Consider the following 12,356-nt stretch of genomic DNA (forward strand, 5'->3'; position numbering starts at 1 on the left):
CGGTTCAAGGATTAAAAAATGATCAATCCATACCGATAGTCATTTCATTCAGCAGTCAGTCAAACTGACCATCACCCATCGCCTGACGAATCTTTTTCATTGCATTCTTTTCTAACTGACGAATACGTTCCGCTGACACGCCATATTCATCAGCTAACTCATGTAATGTCGACTTACCATCAGACAACCAACGCTGTACAAGGATATTACGGCTACGCTCATCCAAATCGGACATAGCAACCTCAAGACGGTGGTTTGAATCCGCCTCCCAATTTCCATTTTCCAGCATGGTCGCAGGATCATAGCGATGATCTTCCAGATACTGAGACGGCGCTTGGTAAGCCGCTTCATCATCGTCATCTGCAGAAGCATCAAAAGCCATATCCGATGAACTCAAGCGACCTTCCATTTGACGCACTACATCTGGCGTTACCCCTAAATCGCTGGCAACAGACTCCACTTCCGAGTTACTAAACCAAGATAAGCTCTTCTTAGCGCTGCGCAGATTAAAGAACATCTTACGCTGTGCTTTAGTGGTCGCCACTTTAACGATACGCCAGTTTTTTAAGATAAACTCATGGATCTCAGCCTTGATCCAATGTACGGCGAAAGATACCAAACGCACACCGACTTCTGGATTAAAGCGCTTCACCGCTTTCATCAAGCCAACGTTGCCTTCTTGAATTAAATCACCTTGTGCTAATCCATAGCCTGAATAACTTTTTGCGATATGAACAACAAATCGTAAATGAGACATGACCAGCGTACGGGCTGCTTCTAAGTCCTCTTTATAATAAAGACGTTCCGCCAGCGCCTTTTCTTCATCGGCTGACAAAATTGGAATTGTGCTAACTGCCTGTATGTAAGATTCAAGGTTCTGACCTGGAATCATCATATCTATAGGCTGCAGAGCTTTACCCATCTCTATTTCCACCTCTGTAGATTCATGCTTAATGTAGATTGATACTAGCAAGTTAATCTTGCTTATGTGTGACAAAAATGTGGATAAATATACTTTTAAGTATAAATTTAAACCGACATTCCCTCAACTCTCTACAGCTCAATGTTGGCGATATGGCGATTAACCGCTATCCATGCGCCACTAACGCCAACGAATGCGCTAATAGTTAAACACAAAACGATCTCATCTGCATTAAATGTCTGCAGTTTAAAATGCGAGCCATACAACTCAATCAAATGCTCGGCAGGTACACTAACCCACCAGCTTAATATGAGAATACACAGACTGGCAAAAAAGCCGCCCAATATACCAAACCACAATCCCATGTATAAAAAGGGTCGACGGATATAGCTGTCTGTGGCCCCAACTAACTTCATCACCAGCACTTCATCACGCCGGCTTTCTACGGCCATACGAATGGTATTACCGACTATCAGCAACACCGCCACAATCAGTAATATTGATAATGCATAGGCCAAACGCTGCCCAAAACTCAAAATATTAGCAAGACGCTCCAACCATTGAGCATCTAATACAGCATTTTGCACTTCACCTTGCGCGGCCAATTGCTCACGTAATGTTTCTAATGCTGGTAACGTTTGCTCAGACACCACCATTTTCGGAATGACTTTCAGCACAATCGGCAACGGGTTCCCCTGTAAAGAGGATAAAAGCTGCGTATAGCCACTCCAACGTTCAAAGTCCCTCAAACCTTCTTCTTTCGAAATATAGTCTACCGATGCCACATCTGGTCGCGACGACAGTCGATGCGACAAGGCTAACGCCTGTGTATCGTCAACCTGTGGAAATAAATACAGGGTAATTGCCGATTGCTTATCCCAATTATTGGTAATCGATTGCACGTTCTTGAGGAGTACATACAAACTGCCTGGGAGCGTCAACGCGATAGCGATCACCATCACGGTCATAACGCTTGCCAAAGGATAGTTCAACAAACGCATAAAGCTTTCTGTCAGTGTGCTTTGATGCTGACGTAAATAGTGCTTTAAACTAAATGATGATCGTTTCGACCAACGATGTTTCGTGGCTTTAACCGATTGACGAGTGGCACCACGGCGAGCGTTTTTCTGTGGCATTTAAGCAAACCCTCCATCGTTCACCATGCGTCCTTGGTTTAAGGTCAACACCCGATGACGCATTCGTGCCACCAAAGCCAGATCATGACTGGCCACTAACACCGTCACACCGACGTTATTAAACTCTTGGAAAAGGTTCATGATTTCCGCCGATAATTTGGGATCAAGGTTTCCTGTCGGTTCGTCTGCAAGCAGCAACTGTGGTTTATTAACGACCGCACGGGCAATGCCTATTCTTTGTTGCTCACCACCGGATAAAGCCATCGGATTGTATTTTTCTTTCCCCAACAACCCCACCTTATCCAGCGCCGCACGTACCCGCTTTGCCGTTTGTTCCGGATCCGTGCCACTTACCTGCAAAGGCAGCGCTACATTGTGAAATACGCTACGATCAAACAACAGCTGGTGATTTTGAAAGACCACACCGACACGGCGACGATGGTAAGGAATGGCCCGGCGACTCAAGGTTCGAAGATCCACGCCATCCACAAGAATCTGGCCCGATGTTTGACGCTCAATCATCATCATGAGTTTCATTAAGGTGCTTTTCCCTGCACCAGAATGACCAGTAAGAAACGCCATTTCACCCTGTCTTAAATGAAAACTCACTTGTGACAATGCTTCTTGCCCGCTGTCATACTTTTTGCCAACTCGCTGAAATTCGATTTCCACGCTGTCAATGTTTCCTTTTTCGCTGTTACACTATGACCGCATACGCTACACGATGATCACATACGCGACACCATGGCCACACAAGAGCCGCCACTACATAGTAAAGAAGTTATTCATTCTTGCTATCGTTTTCTTTTTTACTCACTATCAAACAACGCATCAACAAATTCTTGGGCAACAAAAGGACGTAAATCATCCACTTGCTCCCCAACACCGATATAACGAATCGGTAAACCAAACTGTTTGGCAATAGCAAAGATAATTCCCCCTTTTGCCGTGCCGTCAAGCTTCGTCAAAGTGATACCAGAGACACCAACCGCTTCAGTAAAGAGCTTCGCTTGACTAAGCGCATTTTGCCCTGTGCCTGCATCCAATACCAACATCACTTCGTGGGGCGCCTCGACATCCAATTTTTTCATCACACGAACCACTTTTGATAATTCATTCATCAAATTGGCTTTGTTTTGCAAACGACCAGCGGTATCGGCGATGACAATATCAACCCCTTTGGCTTTCGCCGATTCAATGGCGTCATAAATAACCGACGCTGAATCCGCTCCAGTATGTTGAGCCACGACAGGCACATTATTGCGTTCGCCCCAAACTTGCAACTGTTCTACCGCCGCAGCGCGGAACGTATCGCCAGCGGCCAACATCACACTTTTGCCTTCTGCTTGATATTTTTTTGTCAACTTACCGATGGTTGTGGTTTTACCCACCCCGTTCACGCCCACCATTAGAATAACAAAGGGGCCATCCTTTTTGGTTGGATCGAGCGCCTTTTGTGAACCACTCAGGATGTCGTTCATTTCGCCTTTTAAACTGTTTAATAGGGCATTCGAATCTTTGAGCTCTTTACGGCTGTGCTTTTCTGTTAGGCCATCAATCAGAGATCTCGTCGCATCAATCCCCACATCCGCGACTAATAACTGTGTTTCCAGCTCTTCTAACAGATCATCATCAACTTTTTTACTGCCCACCAAAATGGAAGATAAACCACCGCCTAACCCTTGTCGGGTACGGGATAACCCGGACTTGATCCGTTGTGACCAAGAAAGCGTGGAGGCTTTTTCCTCCTTTGGATGGGATTGCTGTTCAATCGTGTGCTCTTCTTCAACCGAAGCCACCACACTCGTCTGTTCATTTGAAGAAGACAAGGCCGCCTCTATACTGGCTTCACTTACCTGTTCGTCACTAGCTGTTGTAGGTGCCGACGTTTCTGAGGTGGGTTCTGATACGGTTGCTGATTGCGTATCTGTACCCTGTTTTTGCTCAGATCGTTTTCTTGCTCTCATTTGTTTTAGAACACGGCGACGAATGACCACCGCAATAATCGCCAATATGGCGCCAATAGCCATCGGAGCATAACGAGCATACTCCCCAAAATACGGCGTTAAAAAAGCAATGAACTGATTAACAAATTCCATCAAATTAATCTCTTATATGTAGACTGATGCGGTTTGCATCAGTGAAGTGCTATTATTCATATAGAAGCCAGATAAGTTGGCCCTAGAAGCGGTGATTTTATCATCATTCCGATTAGCAAGCAGGTCTAGTTTTATGGAAAATTATCCAATGTCTGTCTTTCCTATGGTTCCTTATGTTTAACAGTCAAAAACCTCTTTTTAGTAAGCCTGTGCTGGCCGGCATTATGATTTTTTCCACCTTGGCCATTTGGGCACTCAACTCCACAGCTCCCAAGCCCATATCTTATCCAAAAATGACCATTGAAACGTGGCAGACGGATTCAGGCATTCCTGTTGTGTGGCTCACTCAAGACGATTGGAAAGGCAGCAACAAACTCAACATTAGTCTGTCTTTCAATGCACCTGAGCATAATCTTGCGTTAACCGATGCCACCTTATCCATGATGCTCGATGACCCTTTACCCTTAATTAGCTCGACCATCAACCAACGCTTATCCCCTCTGACTGCTAGTGTCAGCAGTGGCTACAATCATGAAGGCCAGACACTCTACATCACAGCGAATAGCACCGCGTCTTTTCTCAAACCAACCTTGGATATACTGACTCAATGGCTAACACAACCCATATTTAAGGCCCGTTCTTTTTATCGCTGGCAAAACATTAAAGACCCCGACCTATCTGCCTTGTTCACGATGCAACAAGCACTGTTCATTCCAGTCAATCAATCTCCCGAAACACCATCCGAGAAAAACTACGCGCAATTAAAAATGCAAGTAACTCAGGGGCAGGTCTCCGATTATTATCAGCAGCTTACCCAGCATGTAAGTCGAATTACCCTTGTTGGAAATATGAGCCAAGCGACAAAGCAAGCGGTTACTGCGAGCTTGAACCGCATAACAGAGCATTTTCGTCATCCCCCTTCTCTGTCGCCCCTGCCATTCAAGGTCAACCCGCATAGCCATCTATTAAGTAAAGAAGAAGCGCAGCAAGGCCTAACTCAACAAGGTATCGCCCTCAGACCACTCCGTTCAGTACAGGATTGGATTAGCTTACAATTATGGGGGGCAAATGTGATCGACACTCTAAATAAACAGAGCACCACGCAATATGCTCAGCTCAATTTCATCTTGTCTCCACGACTCCCATGGGCTTGGTGGCGAGTACAGCACAGTCAAGAGTCGAAGCCTCTTCCCCTTGCCAGCATGAAAGACACCATTAATACGGATACGCTCCCCTCTGTCACCGAGAACAAGCATTTTAAAACCCTGTTCACGTCTTTCCAGCAACAGCTTAACAAACAGTCTCACTCACCCGACTGGTGGATCAAAATGGCAACCGAAGTAACACCACCAAACAGTGCATTGACGCCTTCAGACTTTGCGAAACACTACCAAAATGCCATTGATACCTTCACGCAAAAAAACTATCAAGCAGCACTGAAATACCTATTTATCACCTCATCTTACCAAGAAAATCAGGTTATACCATGAACAAAAAGCCCGGTAAAACAACCACTAAGACCAGTCAAAAATCCACGGCAAAATTGCGCATTATTGCCGGTGAGTGGCGCTCTCGGCAGTTGCCCATTCCTGATATCGAAGGTTTACGCCCCACCCCAGATCGCGTGCGTGAAACCTTGTTTAATTGGATAAATCATTTCGTCCCTGGCGCACAATGTGCGGACCTATTTTGTGGCTCTGGCGCCCTAGGTTTAGAAGCCCTGTCACGGGGTGCCAAAAGTGCACTGTTTGTCGACAACTCAAAAGTGGTAACGCGTCAAATGCAAATCAACCTAGATACTTTGAAAGCTCAGAATGCGACGGTCATTCAACAAAATACCAAAGACTTTTTAATGGCAGCGACTCCCATACCGATGGATTTGATCTTTCTAGACCCCCCTTTCCGAAAAGATTGGATGTCACAGATTGTGCCGCTATTGGACAGAGGTTGGCTGGCAGATCATGCGATGGTGTACATTGAAATGGAAAAAGAAGCCATGCTTCCGTCCTTACCCGAGCACTGGACGCTACTAAAAGAAAAAGCCGCTGGACAATTAGTTTACCGTTTATTCGAGATAAACAAGCACCATTAACAAGCACCATGGATCAACGATAACACACCGCATTCTTAATGGTTTTATCGAGCCTCAGGACATCATGACAGCCGATCATGAAGTCCTGAGGTTATAATCAGGAAGTGTTCGCCCTTCCATTAATAGGTTTAATGACCTTATTGTCTGTGCAATGCCCCCTATCGGTGCAATCTTACACTACCTCATCCACGATTCTTTTTATAGATAACACATAACACAACGTGCACAAAATTTGCATAAACAAAGTATCGTTTCTTAACTAAACCGACGACACCGCTCAATCAAAGAGCGACCCGTCGATTCATTGCTATATGGAAGGGCTCTATGCTTAGCAATCTCATGTTCCGCACCAAATTAATTTTGCTGCTCATCACCGTTATTTCTGGCTTTGCGATTGTGACCTTTGTGGCCATGCAAGGATCCGCATCCCAAAAAGCTGCCAACAACCATTTAAGAACCTTGTCAAAAATCCAAAACTCGAACGATGCTCTGAGCATCAATATGCTGGAAATCGCTGACCAACTTCGTGATTTAGACGATAAACGCTACCCAGGTTACCTCGCGACGCTGAATCAACAGATCGACAAAAATAATAAGGTCATCCAAACCAATATCGAACGCAGTCAATCTTCCGAGCTGAAAACCATTTTAAAAAGCACGCAGACAGACATCAACCACTACAGCAACGCCCTGCTCAACCTTGTTAAAAAGCGTCATATCATTGGCTTTGACGCGAACTCAGGCCTACGCGGTAAAATCGATCAAATGGGGAGTAAGATCGCGCAAGACATTCACTCCTTGAGCTTATTACGTCGCGAATTCACCAATGTACGTAGAGCGGAAGCCAGCTATTTATTCGGCCCCTCCCAAGAATATCTTGACCAGTTCAACACAAGTTATGATCGACTCAATACCCGTTTTAACAACTTTGGCTTTGAAGACACTTATGGAAAAGAGGCTCAGATTTATCACGATGCCGTTATTCAATACGGTAAAGAATACGTTGCTCTAAACGCCGCAGATAAAGCCTTCTCTAAACAAAAAGCTCAATTTAATAAAAGCCAACTCGCAACCGCCAAACTCATTGAAAACATCGTTCTTAAAGCAGAAGAAAATGCCAAGCAACACTCACAGCAAGCCAACATCAGCTTATGGGTAGTCAGTATCGTGGTCACACTCATCGTGGCATTATTGATCATGAGCATAGGCCGCGACGTTCATAACACATTAAAACGTATTATGAGTGATTTAATTAAAGTAAAAGCAGGCGACATGACGGCCAAATCGGTCGTCAACGAGCGTCGTAACGATGAGTTTGATTCACTCAGCCTCTCTTTAAATGAAATGACACAGGGCCTTGATCATGTATTAAAAGAAGTGGTCAACACCACCGATACTGTCAACGACATGGCAACAGACATCAGTGGCACAATAGGGGAAATCGCCAACAGTAATCGAGCCATTAATAACAGAACCCAATCTCTCGCCAGCGCCACAGACGACATTTCCAAGCGCATTACCCAACTTTCTACCACCACCGATACGCTACGCGCCCACTCTAGTGAGACCTATGAATCGGCAAAAATGGGCTCGCAAACCATACGAATGGTACTCGACAACTTGAAGACCACCATCAACGTGGTCAATTCCACAGGTGACCAACTGAACGAATTAGGACGTTTATCAAACAATATCGATAATGTTATCGGCATGATTAACGATCTTGCTAGCCAAACCAATTTATTAGCCCTAAATGCGGCAATCGAAGCGGCTCGTGCTGGTGAAGCAGGAAGAGGCTTTGCAGTGGTGTCGGATGAGGTTCGCTCCCTGGCAGAAAAAACCGTGGATGCGACCGCCAAGATCACCGATATTGTCAATGTGATACAGACCTCTACCCAAGGGGCCATTTCCACCATGGCAAGCGGTCAAGACAGCTTAAAAGTCATTGAGGAAAACGGCAGCAAGGCGGAAACGGCCATTCATACCATCGAATCCAAAGCTCTAACCAGCGCCCAATCTGCCGACTCAATGGCCTCAGACATTCAGGATGTCGCCAGCACCGCCGTTCAAATGAGTGCCGAGATGGACACCATCGCTCAGCAACTCAGCCATGATACAGGCTCCATTGAAACCCTCGCAGACAAAACGCAAAGCATTAAAACGTCTGCTGCGGAATTATCCCAGAAAACGAAGGTCTTTACGTTGAGTTAAACAAGTACTTTAAGCAAAACCAATAGCGACCTAAAACACCATGTCTATGAGCAATAATCCCGCACCATTTGCCATAGACGTGGTTTTTCATCACTCTCTCTTGATGGGGCTGGCGGCAAACGCTAGACTGTTGCTCCATTATTCACAAGATGAATTCCCCTATTTTCACGGGACGTCGATTTATTTCACTAGGACAAATATAAAGCCTATGCCGGACACTCTTCCTACCAACTCCGTTGGTGTAGTTGTGCCACAAATCGCACAATTTGATACTCCGCTGACGCTTTCTTGCGGCCAAACCCTATCCAGCTATCAATTGGTTTATGAAACGTATGGTGAACTAAACCAACAGGCGTCTAATGCCATTTTGATCTGTCATGCATTAAGTGGCGATCATCACGCTGCAGGCTACCATGATATGTCAGACAAAAAACCTGGTTGGTGGGATTCTGCCATTGGCCCAGGCAAAGCCATTGATACCAACCTGTTTTTTGTTGTGAGCCTAAACAATCTTGGGGGCTGCTGTGGCAGTACGGGGCCCATTTCCATCAACCCTGAGACCAATCAGATATGGGGAGCGCATTTCCCCATTGTCACCGTAGAAGATTGGGTGGAAAGCCAAGCCCGTTTAGCCGATCAGCTAGGAATCCAAACCTTTGCTGCTATTGTGGGCGGCAGTTTAGGTGGGATGCAGGTATTAGAGTGGAGTATCCGTTTCCCGGATCGATTAAAAGCCGCCGCCATCATCGCGTCTGCTCCCAAACTCTCCACACAAAACATTGCTTTTAACGAAGTCGCCCGTCAGTCCATTCGTCGTGATCCTGAGTTTCATGATGGCAACTACCTTGATCAAAAGACGGTTCCGACCAATGGGCTTGGATTGGCCCGCATGCTAGGTCACATTACCTATTTGTCCGATGATGCGATGGGCACCAAGTTTGGTCGGCAAATGCGTCATGATGCATACCAGTATAACTACGGCATTGAATTCGAAGTAGAAAGTTATCTACGCTACCAAGGCGAAGCCTTTACCAAGCGTTTCGATGCCAATACCTACATGTTAATGACAAAAGCGCTTGACTACTTTGACCCAGCCGCCCAAACCAATGGCGATTTAGCCGCCGTATTGAGTCGTGCCCAGTGCGAATTTTTACTCGTGTCCTTCACCACGGATTGGCGCTTTGCCCCAGAACGCAGTGAAGAAATTGTCAACGCCCTAGTCAAAGCAGGTAAACATGTTTCCTATGCCAAAATCGAAGCGGCTGAAGGACACGACGCGTTTTTATTCCCCATACCTCGATACATGAATGCGCTCAGTAGTTTTTTGACGCGAGTCGCCAAGCGCTTAACCACGGAGGTCAAATAGATGCGTTCTGATTTAGAGATGATCGATGAATGGATTCAACCCAATACCCGTGTACTGGATTTAGGTTGCGGCCCAGGTGAGTTATTACAGCATCTAATAGGCAACAAGCAGGTACACGGCTATGGTCTGGAGATTGATCCGGACAACCTGAATATCTGTATCGAAAAAGGGATTCCCGTATTGGAGCAAAATATCGACGAAGGACTGCACAACTTTGAGGATCAAAGTTTTGATCTCGTCGTCATGACCCATGCGTTGCAACAATTTCGTCGTCCTGATTTACTCTTAGACGAAATGTTACGCATTGGCAAAGAGTGTATTATTACCTTCCCAAATTTCGGCCATTGGCGCAACCGTATCCATCTTGGGCTCAAAGGGCGAATGCCAGTCTCTGATTTCTTACCCTATAATTGGTACGATACGCCCAACATCCACTTTTGTACGTTTCATGATTTTGAACGTCTCTGTCATGAAAAAAACATCAAAATTCTGCGCTGGGCAGCGGTGGATGGGCAACTAAAAGATCACTGGTGGATTCGCTCTATGCCCAATATTTTTAGCGAAACCGCCGTTTTTCATGTTAGCCGCTAATAACCCAATGCACTAGGTTAAAGGCGACCTTGAGTCGCCTTTTTTATCCAAAACACATCGACAAGCTTAGCCGTCGAGAAACCTAAGCCGTCATTTTACCTAAGGGGAACCAAGATGAGTCAAACCATCGTCTTAGCCAGCAACAACACAGGCAAGATCAAAGAATTTAATGCCCTGCTTAGCCATGTTGGTTTCGACGTAAAACCACAAAGCGAATTTAATGTACAGGATGCTGATGAAACGGGTTTAAGCTTTATCGAAAATGCCATTTTAAAAGCACGACATGCGTGTGTTCATACTGGGCTGCCCGCCTTAGCGGACGACTCTGGTATTGAAGTAGATTATCTAAAGGGTGCACCAGGCATCTATTCTGCGCGCTTTGCAGGGGATCATGGCAACAGCGAAGCCAACAATGCGTTATTACTCAAAAAGCTTGAGGGAGTGCCCGACTTTGAGCGAACTGCACGCTTTCACTGCGTATTAGCCTACCTAAGACACAAGGATGATCCAACGCCGTTGGTGTTTCACGGTATTTGGGAAGGACGCATTGTCACCGATCCTGAAGGCCAAGAAGGTTTTGGCTACGATCCTTTATTCTATGTCCCTGAATGTGGCTGCAGTGCCGCTAGCCTTCCGAGAGACATTAAAAACCAAATCAGTCATCGAGCCAAAGCGCTGAAGCAGCTACTCTCGGCTTTTCAAGAGATGCCAACCCGCTTATGAGCCAACTCACGAACAATTTACCACCACTTAGTCTCTACATTCACTTACCCTGGTGTGTCCGCAAATGCCCTTATTGCGATTTCAACTCACATCAGTCAGATCGTTTTACTCAAGACGGTAAGTTGCCGGAGCAAGCCTATCTAAAACAATTATTGGCCGATTTGGACGCCGATTTGCCCTACGTGGCAGGGCGCACCATTCAAACCGCCTTTATTGGTGGTGGCACCCCCAGTTTGATGAGTGCAGATTTTTACTATCACTTAATGGATGCCTTAAGAGATAAACTCTCTTGGGCAGACAATGCTGAAATCACCATGGAAGCGAACCCTGGCACTTTTGAGCAAGAAAAGTTTCGCCATTTTCGTCAAGCAGGCATCAACCGTCTTTCAATTGGCATACAAAGCTTTCAACCAAACCTGTTGAAAACCCTAGGAAGAATCCACAACCGTGAAGAAGCCATTCAGGCTGTGGATAAGTCCCGTCTAGCCGGGTTCGATAATATCAACTTGGATTTGATGCATGGTTTGCCTGATCAAAGTCTGGAAATGGCCATGGATGACCTTTCGTTAGCCATACAATTAGATCCCGAGCATCTTTCTTGGTATCAGCTCACCATCGAACCCAATACAGAATTTTATCGTCGTCCGCCCACTCTCCCTGAAGACAATACCCTTTGGAGCATTCAAGATGCAGGACAGGCCAAATTGGATAAGCATGGTTATAGCCAATATGAGGTGTCAGCAAACGCCAAAACCAATTATCAAGCTCGACACAATGTCAATTATTGGCGTTTTGGGGATTATTTGGGCATCGGAGCGGGTGCCCATGGCAAGCTAACGTTAAGTAATGGTCAAATATTTCGTACACGAAAGACTCGACACCCAAATCACTATCTGAACACCTTGCCAGAGACTTTAGTCATTAAAGAGGCCATTGAACAAGAAGACCGGCCGCTCGAATTTATGATGAACCGCCTACGCTTATTTGAAGCCTTCGATTTGCAGGAATATCAACACTATTGCGATCAATCTATCCCTGAAAGCCTGACTAAAGCCTGTGAAATCGCCGTAAAAAAAGGCTTTTTACATGAAAAGGACTGGCAGCAACGTCGTATCCAGACCACTGAAAAAGGCAAACTTTTTCTCAACGAATTCCTCGAACTCTTCTTACCTTAAAAGCGCCTTTTCGTCATATTAGTTTGACATCTAAGTAAATT

11 protein-coding genes are annotated in these 12,356 nt (G+C 45.6%); 7 read left to right on the forward strand and 4 right to left on the reverse strand.

The genetic code is table 11. The features are described from left to right. Nucleotides 1-55 precede the first annotated feature (55 nt). The 4 genes from rpoH to ftsY all read right to left on the reverse strand — a co-directional run bounded on the left by rpoH (nucleotide 56) and on the right by ftsY (nucleotide 4,157). The gene (gene rpoH / locus AC0VYI_RS24495) at nucleotides 56-922 is read right to left on the reverse strand and encodes an RNA polymerase sigma factor RpoH (RefSeq protein ID WP_199477728.1); all 867 of its coding nucleotides are present in this window, start codon (nucleotides 920-922) and stop codon (nucleotides 56-58) included. A 131-nt stretch (nucleotides 923-1,053) separates the two neighbouring features. Then, on the reverse strand, nucleotides 1,054-2,058 hold the full coding sequence (gene ftsX / locus AC0VYI_RS24500) for a permease-like cell division protein FtsX (protein ID WP_199477727.1): 1,005 nt from the start codon (nucleotides 2,056-2,058) through the stop codon (nucleotides 1,054-1,056). Further along, nucleotides 2,059-2,730: a cell division ATP-binding protein FtsE gene (ftsE, locus tag AC0VYI_RS24505; RefSeq protein ID WP_199477726.1), complete on the reverse strand. Its 672-nt coding sequence runs from the start codon at nucleotides 2,728-2,730 to the stop codon at nucleotides 2,059-2,061. Nucleotides 2,731-2,867: 137 nt separating this feature from the next. After that, entirely contained in the window at nucleotides 2,868-4,157 is a 1,290-nt protein-coding gene (gene ftsY, locus AC0VYI_RS24510; RefSeq protein WP_475446195.1) for a signal recognition particle-docking protein FtsY, read from the reverse strand. A 173-nt stretch (nucleotides 4,158-4,330) separates the two neighbouring features. Here ftsY and AC0VYI_RS24515 point away from each other — a divergent pair, with 173 nt between their 5' ends. The 7 genes from AC0VYI_RS24515 to hemW all read left to right on the forward strand — a co-directional run bounded on the left by AC0VYI_RS24515 (nucleotide 4,331) and on the right by hemW (nucleotide 12,315). Continuing rightward, nucleotides 4,331-5,647, forward strand: coding sequence for a peptidase M16 family protein (locus AC0VYI_RS24515; protein ID WP_475446197.1), 1,317 nt, complete (start codon nucleotides 4,331-4,333; stop codon nucleotides 5,645-5,647). Beyond that, nucleotides 5,644-6,249 (forward strand): 16S rRNA (guanine(966)-N(2))-methyltransferase RsmD, encoded by a 606-nt coding sequence (gene rsmD, locus AC0VYI_RS24520; protein ID WP_199477723.1) that lies wholly within the window; start codon nucleotides 5,644-5,646, stop codon nucleotides 6,247-6,249. The genes AC0VYI_RS24515 and rsmD overlap by 4 nt, the downstream gene beginning before the upstream one ends. 324 nt (nucleotides 6,250-6,573) lie before the next feature. Beyond that, nucleotides 6,574-8,460, forward strand: a complete 1,887-nt coding sequence (locus AC0VYI_RS24525; RefSeq protein WP_475446199.1) for a methyl-accepting chemotaxis protein — start codon at nucleotides 6,574-6,576, stop codon at nucleotides 8,458-8,460. Nucleotides 8,461-8,668: 208 nt separating this feature from the next. Next, a complete protein-coding gene (gene metX, locus AC0VYI_RS24530; protein WP_475449845.1) occupies nucleotides 8,669-9,826 on the forward strand; it encodes a homoserine O-succinyltransferase MetX in 1,158 nt (385 codons plus the stop codon). Then, nucleotides 9,827-10,417 carry a methionine biosynthesis protein MetW gene (gene metW / locus AC0VYI_RS24535; RefSeq protein WP_199477721.1) on the forward strand — a complete coding sequence of 197 codons (591 nt, stop codon included), beginning with the start codon at nucleotides 9,827-9,829 and terminating at the stop codon, nucleotides 10,415-10,417. A gap of 114 nt (nucleotides 10,418-10,531) precedes the next feature. Next, nucleotides 10,532-11,140: an RdgB/HAM1 family non-canonical purine NTP pyrophosphatase gene (rdgB, locus tag AC0VYI_RS24540; protein WP_475446201.1), complete on the forward strand. Its 609-nt coding sequence runs from the start codon at nucleotides 10,532-10,534 to the stop codon at nucleotides 11,138-11,140. Further along, nucleotides 11,137-12,315, forward strand: a complete 1,179-nt coding sequence (gene hemW, locus AC0VYI_RS24545) for a radical SAM family heme chaperone HemW (RefSeq protein ID WP_475446203.1) — start codon at nucleotides 11,137-11,139, stop codon at nucleotides 12,313-12,315. Before rdgB ends, hemW begins: the two co-directional genes overlap by 4 nt. Nucleotides 12,316-12,356 lie beyond the last annotated feature (41 nt).

This window comes from Marinomonas sp. 63XJN7_9_ISO-PGPR-S23-217, from assembly GCF_056173515.1.